The organism is Vibrio chanodichtyis, from assembly GCF_028863985.1.
Classification (GTDB): domain Bacteria; phylum Pseudomonadota; class Gammaproteobacteria; order Enterobacterales; family Vibrionaceae; genus Vibrio; species Vibrio chanodichtyis.
Genome location: NZ_JARBFT010000013.1, coordinates 53,921 through 72,897, shown reverse-complemented (window position 1 = coordinate 72,897; position 18,977 = coordinate 53,921). Strand labels below are relative to the sequence as shown.

Genomic DNA, 18,977 nt, shown 5'->3' with positions numbered 1-18,977 from the left:
TTCATAAATTCCTTTTCTCAAATGTTAATGGATTTTCCGCTTTGCCAGTTAACGCCCGCCTAAGGGGCTGGTAACGCTACAACTAAACTTAACGCATACCAAATTAATCACAAAGCCCAAAGTATTACAAAAACGTCGAGCGTTAACAGTCCCTCTTGAGGCGTTTGTTAACTGGTCAGGGCTGAGAATTGCCACCGAACATTTCACTAATGCAAATCATCACGTTACGCTTCATTTGAAATTTTCGGATCTCGCACCAATTTTCTGAGTGTGAAAAATCCGCAAGCTTCACGCGTTGCTATCGTCGGCTGATCCCAAGCTCCACACAAATCTTTAAGATTATTTTTCGCTCGTTCAAAATGTCGGAATTGACCACAACGAAACATTCGTAAATTCCTTTTATCAAATGTTGATTGATTTTCCGCTTTGCCAGTTAACGCTCGCCTAAGGGGCTGGCAACGCACAACCCAACTCACCGCATAGCAAATTCATCACAAAAATCACCGCATACAAAAAATGCCACGCGTTGACAGTCCCACTTGAGGCTCTTGTTAGTTTCGTAGCCGATTGTTTAACAATGATTTTTTCACCAAAATATTTGAACCACATTTTATGCAAAATCATCGAGCAAACACACGTCCAGCATCAAACGCTGTGAAGTTGGTTGCCAAAACTCAAAACGTTCAAGGTTGAGTTGGCCAATAATCGGCTTTCCAACAAAGAAAAGGCACTCACAGCGATGTTGCAGCTTTTATGGAATCAAACTTGCCGTGTGGACGCTTCCACAAAATGGATGCATCGAGGTTTGCTTACTTTAGCGATCTTGTGCCAACGACATTTTCAACGCTTTCTACCTAATCAGCATCAAGCAAAACACCAAAGCCAACTCGTAAATTTTGAGCACCAAAATCCAATTTTTCGAAACATTTAGCACTAATATTTATAATTTTTCTTGATAGAAACTAACGCTTTCTAGACGACTATTCACACCGTTCATAAACATGTTATCGCCGCTTAACACATAGACCACTTGATGCATAGTAGCATAAAATTCCTTTTAATCAGACTCTTGTGTAACAACTATTCATAAACTTTAGGATCTATACAGCCATTATATTTTTATCCTCTTGACATAAAGACAAGCAATGATACTGTATAAAAAAACAGCTCCAAGTGTGAGGAAAAATGAAATCTCAGTTCTTATTGAGTATTCGTGAATTCATGCAGACTCGACATTATGCCCAGAAAACGATAGAAGCGTATTTGCATTGGATTTCCCGATACATCTATTTCCACAACAAAAAGCATCCTAGCCAAATGGGCGATAAAGACGTGGAGGAATTCTTAACTCATTTGGCAGTAAAGGGAAAAGTTGCCACTAAAACTCAATCACTAGCCTTGAACTCGTTAAGCTTTCTTTATCGTGAAATTCTCAAAACGCCACTTTCTCTTGAAATGCGCTTTCAACGCTCCCAGCTTGAGAGGAAATTACCTGTTGTACTGACACGAGACGAAATTCGCCGTTTACTTGAAATCATTGATCCCAAGTACCTACTTCCCACCAAATTACTGTATGGTTCTGGTCTGCGTCTGATGGAATGTATTCGTTTAAGGGTTCAGGATATCGATTTTGATTATGGAGCAATTCGGGTATGGCAAGGTAAAGGAGGGAAGAATCGTACAGTTACGTTAGCGAAAGAACTCTATCCACATCTCAAAGATCAAATAGCATTAGCAAAACGCTATTATGACCGAGATTTACATCAGAAAAATTATGGTGGTGTTTGGCTACCTCATGCGCTACAAGAAAAATATCCAGCGGCGCCTTATGAATTCCGTTGGCATTATCTTTTTCCATCATTTCAGCTATCGCGTGATCCAGAAGCTGATGTTATGCGCCGCCATCATATTAATGAAACAGCACTACAAAGGATGGTCCGTAGATCTGCACAAGAAGCTGGAATTGAGAAAACGGTAACCTGCCACACACTCAGGCATTCATTTGCTACGCATTTGCTAGAGATAGGGGCAGACATCCGTACCGTACAGGAACAACTGGGCCATACAGATGTAAAAACGACTCAGATTTATACCCATGTGCTTGATCGAGGTGCTAGTGGCGTATTAAGTCCGTTATCTCGCCTCTAAAGCATTAGCTCTGGGTATATATTTAAATTCTGGATAGAAAAAAAGGGAGCATAAATGCTCCCTTTTCTTAATAACACGCTATTACAGAGCGCCTTTCGCCTTTTCAACCAGAACAGCAAATGCTGCTTTGTCGAATACTGCGATATCAGCAAGGATCTTACGATCGATCTCGATAGAAGCTTTCTTCAGACCGTTGATGAAACGGCTGTAAGATAGGCCATTTTGACGAGCCGCTGCGTTGATACGTGCAATCCACAGTTGACGGAATTGACGTTTCTTAGCGCGACGGTCACGGTAAGCGTATTGACCAGCTTTAATAACGGCTTGGAACGCTACACGATAAACACGTGAACGTGCACCGTAGTAACCTTTAGCTTGTTTTAAAACTTTCTTATGACGTGCACGAGCTTGTACACCACGTTTTACGCGAGGCATTATGTCTCTCCTAAACTAAACGAATATTAAACTAAAAAGAATTAAGCGTATGGAAGCATACGTGCTACAGCAGCCAGTTCGCACTTAGGCAAAATAGCATTTGGACGCAGCTGACGCTTGTTCTTAGTAGTACGCTTAGTCAGGATGTGACGTTTAGTAGCGTGCTTAAATTTAATACCACCAGCAGTTTTCTTGAAACGCTTAGCAGCACCTTTGTTGTTTTTCATCTTAGGCATGATGAATAACTCCGCATTGTTGTAGTTAAATAACAGTGTAATTAGGGCGAATAAAACCCAGCCGCCTTTCAACGGCTGGGTTCATTACTTGCAAAGCCGTTAATTACTTCTTTTTAGGGGCTAACACCATGATCATCTGGCGTGCTTCAATTTTGGTCGGGAAAGATTCAACCACTGCAAATTCTTCAGTGTCCTCTTTCAGTCGATGCAAAACGTCCACACCGATGTCTTGGTGAGCCATCTCTCGGCCACGGAAGCGAATAGTAACTTTCACTTTGTTGCCTTCTTCAAGGAAACGGATCAGGTTGCGTAGTTTTACCTGATAGTCTCCGATATCAGTCCCAGGTCGGAATTTAAGTTCCTTAATCTGGATCTGCTTTTGCTTCTTCTTCTGCTCTTTTGTAGCCTTGCTCTTCTCAAAGAGGAACTTGCCATAGTCCATCACACGACAGACTGGTGGCTCGGCGTTAGGGCTGATCTCAACGAGATCCAAACCAGATTCTTCTGCGGTAGCTAGTGCTTCTTGGATCGAAACGATACCTACAGACTCACCGTCTGCGCCAGTTAAACGAACTTCACGAACGCCACGAATTTCACCGTTTAAACGATGCTGGTTTTGCTTGACCGGAACTTGGCCACGTCTTCCGCCTTTAATAGTTTATTCCTCCAGATTAAGCTTACGGCTCGCAATCTCAGCTTGGATATGTTCAATAAAATGATCCAATTTAAATTTGCCAAGATCTTTGCCTTTACGCGTACGTACTGCAATTTCACCGGCTTCCATCTCTTGGTCGCCACAAACTAACATGTACGGTACACGCTTCAAAGTGTGTTCGCGGATTTTAAAGCCTATCTTCTCATTTCTCAAGTCCGCTTTTGCTCGAATGCCACATTTTTGTAGCTTTTGTACTACTTCATGCGCATAGTCAGCTTGTTTGTCGGTGATATTGACCACAACAACCTGCTCTGGGGCTAGCCAGGTAGGGAAAAAGCCCGCGTACTCTTCAATCAAAATACCAATAAAACGCTCCAATGAACCTAAAATCGCACGGTGGATCATCACCGGGACTAGGCGTTCATTGCTTTCGCCTACGTATGTGGCACCTAAACGAGTTGGTAAATTGAAATCGAGCTGCACAGTACCACATTGCCATGCGCGATCCAAACAGTCATACAGTGTAAATTCAATTTTCGGGCCGTAGAACGCGCCTTCACCTTCCTGAATTTCAAATGGGATCGCCATCGCATTCAAAGAATCGATCAGGGCTTGTTCTGATTTATCCCAAATTTCATCGCTACCAACCCGCTGCTCAGGACGAGTAGAGAGCTTCACCACAATATTTTGGAAACCAAACGTGGTGTAAGTGTCATACACCATCTTGATGCAAGAAGTGACTTCTTGCTGGATTTGATCTTCGGTACAGAAAATATGCGCATCATCTTGGGTAAAGCCACGCACACGCATGATACCGTGGAGTGAACCGGATGGCTCATTACGATGACACGAACCAAACTCGGCCATACGCAGTGGTAGGTCACGATAGGATTTCAAACCTTGGTTGAAAATCTGGATGTGGCCTGGGCAGTTCATCGGTTTGATCGCGTATTCACGGTTTTCTGATGAAGTGGTAAACATCGCATCAGCGTATTTATCCCAGTGACCAGAACGCTCCCAAAGTACACGATCCATCATTAATGGACCTTTTACTTCTTGGTAATCGTATTCGTTCAATTTGTGACGAATAAAAACTTCCAGATCACGGAAAATAGACCAGCCGTTATGGTGCCAGAACACCATCCCCGGCGCTTCTTGCTGCATATGGAACAGGTCAAGCTGCTTACCAATTTTACGGTGATCACGTTTTGCTGCTTCTTCAAGGCGGGTTAAATGCGCTTGCAGAGCTTTCTTATCATGAAATGCGGTACCGTAAATACGTTGCAGCATTTTGTTATCGCTGTTGCCGCGCCAGTACGCACCAGCCACGTTCAGCAATTTAAAGTTTTGACAAAAGCCCATGTGCGGTACGTGTGGACCACGGCACATGTCGATGTATTCTTCATGATGGTAAAGACCTGGACGATCGTCGCGTGCAACGTTTTCATCCAAAATTTCCATCTTGTAGCTTTCGCCGCGCGATTCAAACGTATCACGCGCTTCCTGCCAGCTGACTTTCTTTTTGACAACCGCGTATTTGGTTTTCGCTAGCTCAACCATACGAGCTTCGATTTTCTCCAGATCTTCTTGAGAAAGCGATTGCTCGAGATCGATATCGTAGTAAAAACCGCTATCGATGGTAGGACCGATCGCCATTTTCGCGTTAGGGTAAAGTTGCTTCAGCGCATGACCAAGCAAGTGCGCGCAAGAGTGGCGCACGATTTCCAAACCATCCACTTCATCTTTGGTGGTGATGATTTCTAGGCTGGCATCGTGTTCAATCAAATCGCAAGCATCAACGCGTGCACCATTCACACGCCCGGCAATGGTCGCTTTCGCAAGACCTGGGCCGATAGATTGGGCAACTTCGAGAGTCGATACTGGGTTGTCAAAATGACGCTGACTGCCGTCAGGAAGAGTAATAATAGGCATCAAAGATCCTTACAGTGGTGTTGCACACCAAGCAACACTTGTTTGAAAAAAATACGCTTTATATTCAATTAATTATAAATATTGCGTAACGATTTTTTAGGATTAGGTACAAATTTTGGTACAAATACGGATGTGCCAGCTTAAGACCGTCGCAGCATGATAAAGCAATATGCTGAAATGACAACCGCTTTCTCGGACAGCCCAAGTCGCCAACTCAGGTAACAAAAAGTCAAAAGAAGGTTTCTCTTACTTGACTAGGCAACCCTCTTTGATAAGAGTAATACCGGTAGATTATGCTCCGCGATAATAATGCTGAGCGACAAATGGCATTTTTTCGACCGTCATTGGTAACATCTTACCGCGAACTTGTGCTAACACTTGATTGCCTAAGGCGGTGTACTCAGTGCTTATATAAGCCATTGAAACTGGTTTATCCGCCGTTGGGCCAGCCGTGCCACTGGTTACGATACCAATTTTGTTGCCTTGTACATCAAACAGCTCGGTGCCTTCGCGTACTGGCGCTTTGGTTTGTCCGACTAAACCCACTCGTTTACGGCTGACTTGCTTAGTTTCAATTTGGTTGAGAATAATCTCGGCACCGGGAAAGCCACCTTGCCGCGCGCCACCTTTTCGGCGAATCGGCTGAATCGCCCACAACAAACTGGCTTCGACTGGCGTGGTGGTTGGATCGAGATCGTGTCCATACAGACACAAACCACACTCCAAACGCAGTGAATCGCGCGCGCCCAGACCAATCCACTCTACTTCAGCAAAACTGGTCAATTTATCCGCCAGTGCAACTGCTTGATCAGCAGCGACTGAGATTTCGTAGCCATCTTCACCAGTGTAACCACTGCGACTCACGATACATTCTGCCCCATCAATCTCAAGCCATTGAATGTCCATAAAGTGCATATCCGTCACCGCTGGCTGCAGCCGCGCAAGCACTTGCGCAGCTAATGGGCCTTGCAGAGCGAGCAGAGCGCGATCTTCCAACACTTCTAACTCTACGTCTATCGGTAGATGAGCTTGTAGATGAGTAATATCTTGCGCTTTACAGGCCGCATTCACTACCATAAACAGATGGTCTCCCATGTTGGCCACCATCAAATCATCCAATATCCCACCTTGCGGATTGGTAAAGAAGGCGTAGCGCTGCTTACCAACCGGCAAATCAATAATGTCAACCGGAACTAAAGTTTCTAAAGCCGCAGCCGCGTGATCACCATAAAGACGCAATTGCCCCATATGAGAAACATCAAATAAACCGACAGCGGCACGCGTGTGGAGATGCTCTTTTTTTACCCCAAGCGCATATTGCACCGGCATATCGTAGCCCGCAAAAGGCACCATTTTTGCTCCCGCCTCAAGATGTCGTTTGTGTAGCGGCGTGGTCAGCAAGGTATGTGGTTGATCCATGATGATTCTCCATAAAATAAGCTCAAACCACGCTGAAGGCGCGATGTCGAGATCAATGATTCGATTGGCAAGCAAGCCCAATGATCAATCTTTAAGCCGATCTAATCCGTTGTAGTGGATTAACCTTGCCACAACCGTGCTTATCATCACAGTTAACATTATCACTCAATGATGCTTATCATAAATCTCTCTAGATGGGCTTTTCCTCACCTTACGCAACATTTTATCGTGTATGTTAGAGGTTGCGGAGATCGCTGAGCCACGGCAAGTTCCCTAATCAGCAATTAAGCTAGCCCATCATTGCAGCGCTTCACATTCTGCTATTGTTACCAATAAGACATTTTTTGGAGAGTACAACATGGACCACACACTCAAATTTAGCGACAGTCATGAATGGGTACGCGATAACGGTGATGGCACCGTGACTATCGGCATCTCTGAGCATGCTCAACAAATGCTCGGTGATGTAGTATTCGTCGAGTTACCGGAAATTGAGAGCGAAATAGACGCGGGGGATAATTTTTCATTGGTTGAATCGGTCAAAGCCGCTTCAGACATCTATGCTCCTGTCACAGGTGTGGTGATTGAAGTCAATGAAGATCTGCAAACCAGCCCCGAGCTGATCAATCAAGAACCTTACGATGGTGGCTGGATCGTCAAAGTCAAACTATCCGATCCCGATGAATTGGAGGATCTTAAAGACGCAGCGGAATACCTGGCTTCGATTGAAGAAGAGTAACCCTGGATACCTAGAACCTAAACTTCAATGTCACTCACGCAGAGGAGTGAGGTTGCACGTCAAGTAAGTGGCAATACGAAGATTGTTCGCGTACAGAGCAAACCATGAGGTGGCCGACTATGACTGAATTACTGGACTATTTAAGCGGTGAAAATGCGTTCATAGCACGCCACAATGGGCCGAACCCATCGCAGCAACAAGCTATGCTTCACACCATCAAGCTTGATCATTTAGATGAACTTATCGCACAAACTATTCCGCCGCAAATCCGTCTCAAGGCACCGCTTGCGCTTGCGCCCGCACAAAGCGAAGCACAAATGCTGGCCAGCCTGCAATCCTTCGCTCAACTTAATCAAATCAAGCGCACTTTTATTGGCCAAGGTTACTACAACACCTTCACGCCGAACGTTATTCTACGTAACGTGCTGGAGAATCCGGGCTGGTATACGGCATATACCCCTTACCAACCCGAAATCTCGCAGGGTCGTCTTGAGTCGCTACTCAATTACCAGCAGATGGTGATGGATTTAACCGCGATGGATATTGCTAACGCATCACTGCTCGATGAAGCCACTGCTGCTGCGGAAGCGATGGCACTGTGCCAACGGGCAGGAAAAAGCAAAAGCAACCTGTTCTTTGTGGCTGATGACGTACACCCACAAACCATTGAAGTGGTGAAAACCCGCGCCGCATTTCTAGGTTTTAAGGTAAAAGTAGATTCGATTGATAACATCACTCAACAACCAGCATTTGGTGCACTGCTGCAATACCCAGGCACGACCGGTGAAGTGCGTGATCTGACAGACATCATCGCCAAAGCACAAGCCCAGCAAACCTTAGTCAGCGTCGCGACCGATTTGCTCGCCAGTGTACTGCTCAAACCTGTAGGTGAAATGGGCGCAGATGTGGTGATTGGTTCTGCCCAGCGTTTTGGTGTACCAATGGGATATGGCGGTCCACATGCCGCGTTCATGGCCACTCGTGATAGCTATAAGCGTACCATGCCGGGACGAGTGATCGGTGTTTCGATCGATGCACAAGGCAAACCAGCACTGCGCATGGCAATGCAAACTCGTGAGCAGCATATCCGCCGCGAAAAAGCCACTTCGAACATTTGTACTGCGCAAGCACTGCTGGCCAATATGGCCGCATTTTATGCGGTATACCATGGCCCACAAGGCCTGTGCACCATTGCCCGTCGCACCCACCATTTCAGTGCGATACTTGCCGCAGGCTTAACCAAAGCCGGTTACGAACTTGCCCATGCACACTTTTTCGATACTCTTACCATCAATACTGGTGCAAAAACCGCTAGCCTATATCAAGCGGCACAACAAGCGGATATCAACCTGCGTAGGCTACCTAATCAGCTTGGGGTAAGCTTGGATGAAACCACGACCGTGGCCGATATTGCAGCACTATTTGCCATCTTCGGTATTAAACAAGAGATCTCTGCGCTGTCAAAGCACATTGCTGGTAATGAGCTCGCAGCGATTCCAGAGTGTTGCCGCCGCCAAAGCGCGTTTTTGACTCATCCAGTGTTTAACAGCCACCACAGTGAAACTCAGATGCTGCGTTATATGAAGCATCTGGAAAACAAAGATTTTTCTCTCACGCACGGCATGATCCCGCTGGGTAGTTGCACCATGAAGCTCAATGCCACGGCGGAAATGATCCCTGTCACTTGGCCTGAATTGAGTGCTCTGCATCCGTTTGTACCCAAAGCACAAGCTGCCGGCTATGCCGCATTGGCGGAAGATCTGAAACAAAAACTGTGTGCAATCACGGGTTATGATGCTTTTTCACTGCAACCCAACTCTGGTGCAGGTGGTGAGTATGCCGGTCTACTTGCTATTGCTCGTTATCACCAAAGCCGTGGTGAGAGTCAGCGTAATGTTTGCCTGATCCCCAGCTCCGCGCATGGCACCAACCCCGCCACCGCGGCCATGTTGTCGATGCAAGTCGTGGTGGTAAAATGTGATAAAAATGGCAATATTGATTTAGCGGACCTAGCAGACAAGATTGAACTGCATCGCGACCATCTGGCCAGCATCATGATCACCTACCCTTCAACCCACGGCGTGTATGAACAGCAAGTACGTGAAGTGTGTGACATGGTGCATGCTGCCGGTGGGCAAGTTTACCTCGACGGTGCCAATATGAATGCACAAGTCGGGCTGACCTCACCAGGCTTTATCGGTGCCGACGTATCGCACTTAAACTTACACAAAACATTCTGCATTCCCCATGGTGGTGGTGGACCGGGTATGGGGCCAATTGGTGTGAAATCCCACTTAGCACCTTTCCTGCCCGGACACATTGAAAGTGGTGTACAAGGCACTGATTTTGCAGTGTCTGCCGCCGATCTCGGCAGTGCATCGATTCTGCCTATCTCTTGGGCCTACATTACGCTGATGGGAGCTGAGGGGTTAACCCAGGCTACCAAGCTGGCAATTTTGAATGCCAACTATGTGATGGAGCGCCTGCGCCCGCACTACCCGATCCTTTACCGTGGTGCAAATGGTCGAGTGGCGCATGAGTGCATCATCGATATCCGTCCGCTCAAAGAAGAAACCGGTATTAGCGAAGAAGATATTGCTAAACGATTGATGGACTACGGCTTCCATGCGCCAACGATGTCATTTCCTGTAGCAGGAACACTGATGATTGAACCAACCGAGTCGGAAGATTTAGCCGAATTGGATCGCTTCTGTGATGCACTGATTGCGATCCGTAGTGAAATCGACAAGGTGAAACATGGTCAATGGCCGCTTAACAACAATCCACTCGTCAATGCACCACATACTCAAGCCGATCTGTGTGCCGAGGATTGGCATCACCCTTACTCGCGTGAGCTGGCTTGCTTTCCATCCGCGCAAACTAAAGCCAGCAAATATTGGCCAACCGTCAACCGAGTGGATAATGTGTACGGCGACCGCAACCTTATCTGCTCTTGCCCAAGCATGGACCATTATCAAAATTGACACTTTAACTGGCAGCGAGTGAAAAACTCTTTACAATGCTCGCTCCTGTTGAAAGCCCAAAAGAGTAAGACCATGTCGCGTGACTACACCTATCAATGCCTTTGCATGATGGACAAATCAGAGTTGACCGAATTTAGTATGCGTATATTACACCGTCTGATCAGCGAAGAGACACTAGCTGAATTGTATCGTTGTGATGATGAAGAATTCGAAGGTACAGAAAAAGCACAAATGGCGCACATTGATGCGATGGTCAAAATGCACGCCATCGCCCTAGGTCAATTACCGGCCATGTTTGAAGGCTCAGATCAAGCCAGCCAGAATATTCAGCGCATGACTCGCTTGTTGATGTGGCATTTTTATGCAGTGGCCTTCAATTTAGAGCACAGTGTGAGTTTAGCCACTCATTGCGCAGCAGTAGAAAACTTGATCAGCACACAACCGGAGAATGCTCTCGCTTGGTCAAAGCAACTCACCGAGTTGCTATATCGCTACGCAGAACAATAACGCTTGAACTAAAACACACTCACTTAACTATTTAAGCTTGGTGCTTGAAAAAAGAGTGAGTGGCGCAGCAATGGTGTAGTGGTCAGAAAAGAGAGGGTTCTGAACAGAGTGGCAGCGTAATCAAGCGGCTCTATTTGGCAAGATGGGTATATTCAATAATCACTTGGTTACCCTCAACATAGACACGTTTAATCTCGCCATCGACCGTGACTCGATTTTGCAGATGCACCCATTTTTCGCCAGCACGCGCTTTACGTTTGAGGGTCGGTAGTACATTGTGGGGTTCAACGTGCAAGTGCTGACAAAATCGGCTGACAAAAGCCATCGACAGTGGTGCATCACCACGCAATAGCTCAGAAAACTCAACCTGACTCACCCCAAGCCGTTTGGTCATTTCCATCTGAGTCATGTGCATTTTGGCTTTTTTGATCATCCAGACATCGTACAATGCTTTACGATCTTCTTGATTTAACTCCATTACTCGATCCTTGTCATGCTTGTGGGTAACCAACAGCATGCCAGAGTTTTTGCAACTGAGTGTCAATCTAAGGTGAGTTTGGGATATGGGTTAAATCCCCTCACCACAAACTGAGATCAAATACACAGTTTATGGTGAGGACTTGACGATTTAATGCTTAGAACCAGTTAGAGAACAGTAACTTAAACCAATCGCTCAGCCGCTTGAAAATGCCACCTTGCGCTATGGCTTGCTGCGTCACCAATTTGGCTTCACCCACTTTATCTTGATCGATGTAATAGACAATTGAACCCACCACTTCACCTTTAGCTATTGGGGCTTCGAGCGCATTATCCAATTCAATCACTGCATTCAACCTTTTTACATCATTACGTGGCAAAGTGAGATACACCGTCTCCGCACTACCGAGAGCGACGTGATCTTGCTCACCGTACCAAATGCGTTGATTTTGCACTACGTTATCGATTTGATGTGGGCTGACCGTTTCAAAGAAACGGAAACCATAGCTGAGTAACTGCTTACTTTCTGCTTCACGAATTTTGACACTTTTTGAACCCATCACGACCGAAATTAGTCGCATTTCTCCACTCGTCGCCGAGCTTGCCAAACTGTAACCCGCGCCACTGGTATAACCGGTTTTCATACCATCCACATTGATACTGCGGTCACGTAGCAAACCATTACGGTTATGCTGGGTAATGCCGTTGTAGGTAAATGAGCGCTCACTGTATAACGGGTAAATATCCGGTAAATCACGAATAATCGCGCGACTTAGCACTGCAATATCATAAGGTGTGCTGTATAAATTTGGATTATCCAGTCCATGCGGATTGGCAAACTGGCTATTGTGCATGCCTAACTGTTGTGCCCATGAGTTCATTAAACTCACAAAAGCGCCTTGTGATCCAGCGACATGCTCTGCAATCGCCACGCTGGCATCATTGCCAGACTGTACGATCAAGCCACGATATAGATCCATCAAGCTGACATAAGTGCCCACTTCGATAAACATCTTTGAAGAGTCAGGGAATTTTTTCGCCCATGCGTTATTGCTGATGCGAACTTGATCGCTCGCCTGAATATTGCCACGCTGCATCTCCTGCCCTGCCACATAGGCAGTCATCAGCTTGGTCAGACTGGCTGGATTGAGTTTTTGATGGGCGTTATGTTCGACCAGAACTTTTCCAGTATGAAAGTCGATCAAAATATACCCATTGGCTGCCAGCGGTGGCAATTCCGGGATCACGGTCAACGCGGAAAAACTGAACGTTGGCACCAATGCCATACAAGCCATTAAACATCGGGACAGAAACTTGCTGCAAGTCATAAGGTGTTCTCATCAAAACAAAACCCGCAGTATAACTAACTCCAGATTTCACACAGCCTCTCTTTACTAACTCTTACAGTTGTCGCTCAATAAGTTACATCATGTTACAAACATGCTTAAACACCAATCAAGTCTGGCTCGTACCGCGATAAAAAAGCCTGACATTGGTCAGGCTTAATTGGGTTATGCGAAGAATAATCACACCAAACGGCTATTCGTCTTTTTTGTTGGATGCCCAAACATACAAGAGCTCTAGTGCAATCGTTGCCCCCGCTAGCGCAGTCAAATCGCTCTGATCGTAAGGTGGTGAAACTTCAACCACATCCATACCAATCAGATTAATCCCTTTCAATGCACGGATGATTTTCAGGATCTTATCTGAGCTTAAGCCACCACACACCGGGGTACCCGTACCCGGAGCGAAAGCCGGATCGAGGCAGTCGATATCGAATGTCAAATATACTGGCTTGTCACCAACAATGTGACGGATCTGCGCCACAATCTCTTCCACTGACATATCATTGGCTTGCATCGCATTGATCACATTGAAACCGTGACCTTCTTGTTTGTATTCAGTACGAATACCCACTTGTACCGAGTGCTTAGCCGAGATCAAACCTTCTTTTGGTGCATGGTAAAACATGGTGCCGTGATCATACGCACTACCGTTAGAATAGGTATCGGTATGTGCATCGAAATGGATCAGCGCCATTTCGCCATAATGTTTGGCATAAGCACGCAAGATAGGCAGAGTAATGAAATGATCGCCACCCAAGGCCAACATGGTTTTGCCACTTTTCAAAATTTCACAAGTCGCCGCTTCTAAACGATAAGTAAAATCTTCAGCATCACCACAATCAAACACCAGATCCCCAGCATCAATCACGTTAATACGATTAAACAGATTGAAATCCCAAGGAAACTTCTTACCTTCCCACGCGAGATTCACCGAAGCACGGCGAATCGCGTCTGGCCCCATACGCGCCCCAGGACGACCAGAGGTCGCCATATCCAACGGTACGCCAAGTACGACAACATCAGCGTTAGTATCTACTGGATTACGCACATAAGGACGGCGTACAAACGTCATGGCGTTTGAGTAGAGTGAATAATCAGTTTTTGTAAACAAATCATTCATTTAAAAATCCTCTAAGTAAGTATAGCCGCTCAGGCCTAATTCAAGTTCTGCCAATACGGTCTGCTGTTCTGGTTCAGCCACTCGTTCGGAAACCAGTTGACGATAATTGGTACGAATTTTATCCACATCAATGTGTACGTAACGCATCACATCTTCTACCGTATCGCCTTCATTGATAAAGGCAATTTCAGCATCGCCATTATCCTTAATATTCACCGCAACACTGTGAGTATCACCAAACAGATTGTGCATATCGCCCAAAATCTCTTGGTAGGCACCGACTAGGAAAAAACCCATCAAATAAGGCTTATCACTGCTCCAACTCGGTACTGGCAGAGTGCTTTCGATCCCTTGACCTTCCACATACTGCTCAATCGCACCATCAGAATCGCAAGTAATGTCGAGCATCACCGCACGGCGATCTTCCATCTCTTGCAAACCAGATAGCGGCAGCACAGGGAACACTTGATCAATCCCCCAGGCATCCGGTAGCGATTGGAACAGCGAGAAATTGACAAAAAACTTGTCAGCCAAACGCTCTTGCAGCTCATCTAAGATCGGGCGGTGAAAACGGTTTTTGTTGCTCATTTTCAGCCGCAGTTCATGGTAAATACGTAGCGATAACTGCTCAGCCCATGCGCGATGCTCAAGATTCAGTACCCCAGTCGCAAACTGACTGTGCGCTTCGGAAAGATCGCTTTGGGTATCGTTATAAATTTCAATCAGTGCGCGGTCATCGGTACCGTGCTGTACTTCTTCAAAACCACGCCACATGTTTTTAATCAGCATCGGCGCTTGTGCATCGGGGGCGGGAATATTTTCTGGTGAATACGCCTCGGTACCAATAACATTGGTGATCAATACCGCGTGATGAGCGGTAATCGAACGCCCTGATTCAGAAATGATCACTGGACGAGGTTGACCGTACAGATTACACACATCGCTGACCGTGCTCACGATATTACGCGCGTATTCAAGCAAACCATAGTTCATCGAGTTAGACGACTGGCTGCGCGTACCATCGTAGTCCACCGCTAAACCACCACCCACATCGAAAAACTCAATGTGCGCGCCCAACTCTCGCAGTTCACAATAGAAGCGTACGGCTTCATTCACGCCATTACGCACATCACGAATATTCGCCATTTGCGAACCTAAGTGGAAATGTACCAGCTGCAAGGCTTCCAGTTGATTTTCCGCCTTCAGACGGTTAATCACGGTTAATACTTGCGATGCGGCTAGACCGAACTTAGATTTTTCACCACCACTCGATTGCCATTTACCTGCACCTTGTGAAGCCAAACGAATGCGCAGCCCCAAACGCGGTTTCACGCCAAGACTTTTCGCCTCTTTGAGCACTAAATCCAGCTCTGACAGTTTTTCCAGTACGATAAAAACTTTATGCCCCAGTTTTTCACCAATCAGTGCCAAACGAATGTACTCTCGGTCTTTATAACCATTACAAACGATGACGGAACTGGCTTGCTGAGCCATTGCCAACACGGCGAGAAGTTCTGGTTTACTGCCCGCTTCCAAGCCTAGTTGTTTATGTTCTAATTCGGCCTGACTGGCAAGAATTTCATCGACGACCTCGCGCTGTTGGTTAACTTTGATCGGATAAACCAGCAGATATTTATTCGGATAGTCGTACTCTTCAATCGCCTGATTGAAAGCGTCACAAATATTGTGCACGCGTTGATGCAGGATCTGCGGAAAGCGTACAAGCACAGGCAAATTTAAATCGCGCGCTTCGAGCTGTTTAACAATTGAGCTTAATTGCGTTTGATGAGCTTTGTCATTTCGCGGCGAAACATACACTTCACCTTGATCGTCAATGCCAAAAAAACCTTGGCTCCAGTAATGCACATTGTAGTCAGCGCGAACGCGGTCTAATTTGGATGGTTGTTCCACATCGTATCTCACAAAGTAGAGAAGGTTACCATGATTTCATCGGTTGAAATCACACCTGACAGCCTAAACGTCACGCGCTTTATCGGTGAAAAGCCAGTGAGTGTCTAATGATAATAATTTATCGTTAAGACAACTGTTAGTTATGGCATAAAAACCAATATTGTGCGATTCACTTGATGGCCGACTTTCAGCTTAGCGTAAATATCACCAAGCATAACCCGAGATCGCCAATCGATCCGCGAGCCGTTGACACGGGGGAAAACCAAGCAATAAGGGATAATAATGCACCGCGGATCGCGAGAAATTGACGGATGAGAGAAAATAGTGCTGGTTATTGCAGCAACTCATTCTATTGTTAGTGATTTCCGCTTGGCTATTATTGGTAATTACATACAATCCCATTCAGGTAATTTAACGACAGGAGTGAGCTACGCAATGGAATACCTCGTTTTGCTGCAAACCCACTATAAATGGATGATGACCGGGCTGATCATCCTGTTGTATCCGCATATCTCACGGATCACCTTGCGCATTTTCGAAGATATGATCACCGGTCGAGTCGATATCCATCGCTTAAAACGGGCGCGCTGGCTGATCCGTACCTTGCTGTTTCTGGTGATTTTATTTACTGGGTTAATTTTGTGGGGCATTGAGTTACGTGGCTTATTAGTGGTCGGCTCCTCACTGTTTGCCTTGCTTGGGGTTGGTTTGTTTGCCGGTTGGTCACTGCTGAGCAACGTGACCGCTTTTTTGATCCTGTTTATGCAAAACCATTGTCGAATCGGTTGCTGGGTCCGCATTGTCGACGGCGCAAATTTTGTCGAAGGCAAAATTATCGATATGGCGCTACTCACGGTTGAATTAGAAACACTCGATGGCCATCGCGTACTCTACCCAAACAACTTATTTATTGTGCGCCCGGTGATTATCATGAGTAAGGCTCCTGAAAAAACCATCAAAAAAACTGAGAAAAAACAGTTACCGAAGAGATCGTAAATTTGAGCGAATACCAAGAGTTATCTCAACAAATTGAACAGCTTGCCACCGCCGAAGAAGCAGAGCAAACCCATTTACTCGGCAATATGCTGGAAAATGGCTTAGATCAAGGCTCATTGGCACTGATTTTAGAAGCATTTCCGGTCGAACAGCGGGTGCGTTTATGGCGTAGTTTACCGCTGGAAATGCACATTGATGTGCTGACCGAAATGCGTGCCGAGGTGCGTTTTTCGGTCATTAATGCGCTCTCTGAAATTGAGCTGAAACTTACCCTCGCGAAGTTGGATAACCTTTCGCTGATCGAATGGGAAGATTCACTGCCCGATGAGATCGTGAGTGAAGCGCTAAGCCTGATCAGTCGTGATGAGCTTGAACTGTACGATCAAGCCAATGAGTTTGCCGATCATGAAATCGGCCATTGGGCGGATCGTAAAGTGTATACCTTGCCTTTTAGCCTCACAGTGCAGCGCGCAAAAATGCTGCTTGAGAAGTACCACTACGACTCGCCGCAATACATTTATCTGATCAATAAAAATAAGAAATTTCGCGGATTAGTCAGCTTTAGTGATGTATTACAAGCAGACAATACAACGCAGCTCAATAGCTTACGCAAGGAAGAGTTAATTACGCTCAATGCGCAGCAAACATTATCCGATGCGGTCGATGCCCTAGAGCACACGATGTTACCGATTGTTCCAGTATTGAGTGATGATGATACCTTAATTGGAGAGCTCGATTGGCGCTTTGCACTTAGCGTGCAACGTGAGCAGTATGAAGCTCGCCTGATGGCTGGTACGGGTATGGATGAAGGCGATGACCTGTTTGCTCCTGTCATCAAAAGTTCAAAAAAGCGCGGAGTTTGGCTTGGGATTAATCTGCTGACGGCGATTCTTGCCTCGATCACGATTGGCTTATTTGAAGATGTGATCTCTCAAGTAGTCGCTCTTGCGGTTCTGATGCCGATTGTCGCCTCGATGGGCGGAATTGCCGGTAGCCAAACCTTAACCTTAATGGTGCGAGCAATGGCACTCAATCAGATCTCGGTCGGTAACCGATTCGCTTTACTAAAAAATGAGTTGGGGATTGGCTCAATTAATGGCGTGGTATGGGCAGTGATTATCGGCGCTATCGCGGCACTTTGGTTCCAGCAACCACTGATCGGCGCGACCATTGCTCTGGCGATTGTGGTCAACATTACCACCGCCGCACTGTTTGGGGTACTGATCCCAATCATTTTGGATAAGTTCAAACTTGACCCGGCATTGGCAGGCTCGGTGATCCTAACTACCGTTACCGACGTGGTTGGCTTTTTCGCTTTCCTCGGCACCGCCAGTTTGGTCATGCTATAACCTGGCCAACTCATCATTCTCGTATCCAATAACGCTCGAGACTCAATGCGATTGGTACCATGCGATTAGTACCATGCATTGGTCGCGAGCTTATTTACGAGCAATACCAACCATGACTGGGCGAATACCTTGTTCGGTTACCACCTCAAAAGCAAAGGCCGTTTCTACGCTAGAAAAACCAGCATGGCTTAATATTGCTGCCATTTCCGTTTCACTTAAGCAGCCCTCAAGCGAGTCTGGTAGAGCCGATGACCAATCAAAATGTACAAAATAGCCACCTTGATCGAGCAGAGTGAAGATAATATCAACAACATCGGATAGATTAGGTAAAAACGCGCACACCGACGAGGCGACCACCAAATCAAATTGCTTACGAAAGGCCGGGTGTTGTGCGACCAAACCTCGAGTCAAAGAATCAACCACTGGCTCCACATTGCGTAATTCTTTACGATCCAGCTCTTCAATCATCGCTTCTGAGGAATCAAGTGCCACGATGTCACGAGCCAAAGGAGACAGTAACTGGCTCAACAGCCCGCTGCCACAACCTAAATCCAGCACATGCTTATCTTGCACGGCAAGGATTTGGGTCAATTGTTGGAATGCGCTCTGAACAAACACATGATTTACATGGTTTTGTTCCCAAGTTGCAGCGTATTCATCCCAGTTGTGTGCCATCATGGTCTCCGTATTACTTCTTGTATTCGGGCAATGCTGCCAAGAGTA

Annotated in this window: 17 protein-coding genes; 6 read left to right on the top strand and 11 right to left on the bottom strand. The window is 46.2% G+C overall.

Annotated elements, in window-relative coordinates:
- Positions 1-610 precede the first annotated feature (610 nt).
- Positions 611-703, bottom strand: coding sequence for a DUF645 family protein (locus tag PUN32_RS11825; protein WP_406708002.1), 93 nt, complete (start codon positions 701-703; stop codon positions 611-613).
- A 482-nt stretch (positions 704-1,185) separates the two neighbouring features.
- Here PUN32_RS11825 and PUN32_RS11820 point away from each other — a divergent pair, with 482 nt between their 5' ends.
- Positions 1,186-2,148 carry an integron integrase gene (locus PUN32_RS11820; RefSeq protein ID WP_274723409.1) on the top strand — a complete coding sequence of 321 codons (963 nt, stop codon included), beginning with the start codon at positions 1,186-1,188 and terminating at the stop codon, positions 2,146-2,148.
- Positions 2,149-2,229: 81 nt separating this feature from the next.
- Here the strand turns inward: PUN32_RS11820 and rplT are convergent, their stop codons facing one another.
- From rplT to gcvT, 5 genes are all read right to left on the bottom strand, one after another.
- Entirely contained in the window at positions 2,230-2,583 is a 354-nt protein-coding gene (rplT, locus tag PUN32_RS11815; protein ID WP_001138366.1) for a 50S ribosomal protein L20, read from the bottom strand.
- Positions 2,584-2,624: 41 nt separating this feature from the next.
- The gene (gene rpmI / locus PUN32_RS11810; protein ID WP_001925732.1) at positions 2,625-2,819 is read right to left on the bottom strand and encodes a 50S ribosomal protein L35; all 195 of its coding nucleotides are present in this window, start codon (positions 2,817-2,819) and stop codon (positions 2,625-2,627) included.
- Between the two features lie 103 nt (positions 2,820-2,922).
- Positions 2,923-3,474, bottom strand: a complete 552-nt coding sequence (infC, locus tag PUN32_RS11805; RefSeq protein WP_166015506.1) for a translation initiation factor IF-3 — start codon at positions 3,472-3,474, stop codon at positions 2,923-2,925.
- A gap of 3 nt (positions 3,475-3,477) precedes the next feature.
- Positions 3,478-5,406: a threonine--tRNA ligase gene (thrS, locus tag PUN32_RS11800; RefSeq protein ID WP_274723408.1), complete on the bottom strand. Its 1,929-nt coding sequence runs from the start codon at positions 5,404-5,406 to the stop codon at positions 3,478-3,480.
- A gap of 291 nt (positions 5,407-5,697) precedes the next feature.
- Positions 5,698-6,825: a glycine cleavage system aminomethyltransferase GcvT gene (gene gcvT / locus PUN32_RS11795; RefSeq protein ID WP_406708001.1), complete on the bottom strand. Its 1,128-nt coding sequence runs from the start codon at positions 6,823-6,825 to the stop codon at positions 5,698-5,700.
- Positions 6,826-7,183: 358 nt separating this feature from the next.
- On the opposite strand from gcvT, the gene gcvH reads away from it, so the two are divergent.
- From gcvH to PUN32_RS11780, 3 genes are all read left to right on the top strand, one after another.
- Positions 7,184-7,564: a glycine cleavage system protein GcvH gene (gcvH, locus tag PUN32_RS11790; RefSeq protein WP_274723407.1), complete on the top strand. Its 381-nt coding sequence runs from the start codon at positions 7,184-7,186 to the stop codon at positions 7,562-7,564.
- 119 nt (positions 7,565-7,683) lie between these two features.
- Positions 7,684-10,548, top strand: a complete 2,865-nt coding sequence (gcvP, locus tag PUN32_RS11785; protein WP_274723406.1) for an aminomethyl-transferring glycine dehydrogenase — start codon at positions 7,684-7,686, stop codon at positions 10,546-10,548.
- Positions 10,549-10,620: 72 nt separating this feature from the next.
- Positions 10,621-11,055, top strand: coding sequence for an exoribonuclease R (locus PUN32_RS11780; RefSeq protein WP_274723405.1), 435 nt, complete (start codon positions 10,621-10,623; stop codon positions 11,053-11,055).
- Positions 11,056-11,185: 130 nt separating this feature from the next.
- Here the strand turns inward: PUN32_RS11780 and PUN32_RS11775 are convergent, their stop codons facing one another.
- The 4 genes from PUN32_RS11775 to speA all read right to left on the bottom strand — a co-directional run bounded on the left by PUN32_RS11775 (position 11,186) and on the right by speA (position 15,909).
- Positions 11,186-11,533, bottom strand: coding sequence for a helix-turn-helix domain-containing protein (locus PUN32_RS11775; protein WP_274723404.1), 348 nt, complete (start codon positions 11,531-11,533; stop codon positions 11,186-11,188).
- Between the two features lie 157 nt (positions 11,534-11,690).
- Positions 11,691-12,827 carry a D-alanyl-D-alanine carboxypeptidase family protein gene (locus PUN32_RS11770; RefSeq protein ID WP_274723410.1) on the bottom strand — a complete coding sequence of 379 codons (1,137 nt, stop codon included), beginning with the start codon at positions 12,825-12,827 and terminating at the stop codon, positions 11,691-11,693.
- Positions 12,828-13,071: 244 nt separating this feature from the next.
- Complete coding sequence (gene speB, locus PUN32_RS11765) at positions 13,072-13,998, bottom strand: agmatinase (protein ID WP_274723403.1); 927 nt, start codon at positions 13,996-13,998, stop codon at positions 13,072-13,074.
- The gene (gene speA / locus PUN32_RS11760) at positions 13,999-15,909 is read right to left on the bottom strand and encodes an arginine decarboxylase (RefSeq protein ID WP_274723402.1); all 1,911 of its coding nucleotides are present in this window, start codon (positions 15,907-15,909) and stop codon (positions 13,999-14,001) included.
- A 435-nt stretch (positions 15,910-16,344) separates the two neighbouring features.
- Here speA and PUN32_RS11755 point away from each other — a divergent pair, with 435 nt between their 5' ends.
- Both PUN32_RS11755 and PUN32_RS11750 read left to right on the top strand, forming a co-directional pair.
- On the top strand, positions 16,345-16,905 hold the full coding sequence (locus PUN32_RS11755) for a mechanosensitive ion channel domain-containing protein (protein ID WP_166015074.1): 561 nt from the start codon (positions 16,345-16,347) through the stop codon (positions 16,903-16,905).
- 2 nt (positions 16,906-16,907) lie between these two features.
- A complete protein-coding gene (locus tag PUN32_RS11750) occupies positions 16,908-18,254 on the top strand; it encodes a magnesium transporter (protein ID WP_274723401.1) in 1,347 nt (448 codons plus the stop codon).
- Between the two features lie 90 nt (positions 18,255-18,344).
- On the opposite strand, the gene PUN32_RS11745 is transcribed toward PUN32_RS11750, so the two are convergent.
- Entirely contained in the window at positions 18,345-18,929 is a 585-nt protein-coding gene (locus PUN32_RS11745) for a class I SAM-dependent DNA methyltransferase (RefSeq protein ID WP_274723400.1), read from the bottom strand.
- Positions 18,930-18,977 lie beyond the last annotated feature (48 nt).

Coding starts and splice junctions, on each gene's coding strand:
- speB (WP_274723403.1), bottom strand. CDS start 13,998: ATGAATGATTTGTTTACAAAAACTGATTATTCACTCTACTCAAACGCC.
- PUN32_RS11780 (WP_274723405.1), top strand. CDS start 10,621: ATGTCGCGTGACTACACCTATCAATGCCTTTGCATGATGGACAAATCA.
- PUN32_RS11770 (WP_274723410.1), bottom strand. CDS start 12,827: ATGGCTTGTATGGCATTGGTGCCAACGTTCAGTTTTTCCGCGTTGACC.
- gcvP (WP_274723406.1), top strand. CDS start 7,684: ATGACTGAATTACTGGACTATTTAAGCGGTGAAAATGCGTTCATAGCA.
- PUN32_RS11745 (WP_274723400.1), bottom strand. CDS start 18,929: ATGGCACACAACTGGGATGAATACGCTGCAACTTGGGAACAAAACCAT.
- gcvH (WP_274723407.1), top strand. CDS start 7,184: ATGGACCACACACTCAAATTTAGCGACAGTCATGAATGGGTACGCGAT.
- PUN32_RS11775 (WP_274723404.1), bottom strand. CDS start 11,533: ATGGAGTTAAATCAAGAAGATCGTAAAGCATTGTACGATGTCTGGATG.
- rpmI (WP_001925732.1), bottom strand. CDS start 2,819: ATGCCTAAGATGAAAAACAACAAAGGTGCTGCTAAGCGTTTCAAGAAA.
- gcvT (WP_406708001.1), bottom strand. CDS start 6,825: ATGGATCAACCACATACCTTGCTGACCACGCCGCTACACAAACGACAT.
- thrS (WP_274723408.1), bottom strand. CDS start 5,406: ATGCCTATTATTACTCTTCCTGACGGCAGTCAGCGTCATTTTGACAAC.
- rplT (WP_001138366.1), bottom strand. CDS start 2,583: ATGCCTCGCGTAAAACGTGGTGTACAAGCTCGTGCACGTCATAAGAAA.
- PUN32_RS11820 (WP_274723409.1), top strand. CDS start 1,186: ATGAAATCTCAGTTCTTATTGAGTATTCGTGAATTCATGCAGACTCGA.
- PUN32_RS11755 (WP_166015074.1), top strand. CDS start 16,345: ATGGAATACCTCGTTTTGCTGCAAACCCACTATAAATGGATGATGACC.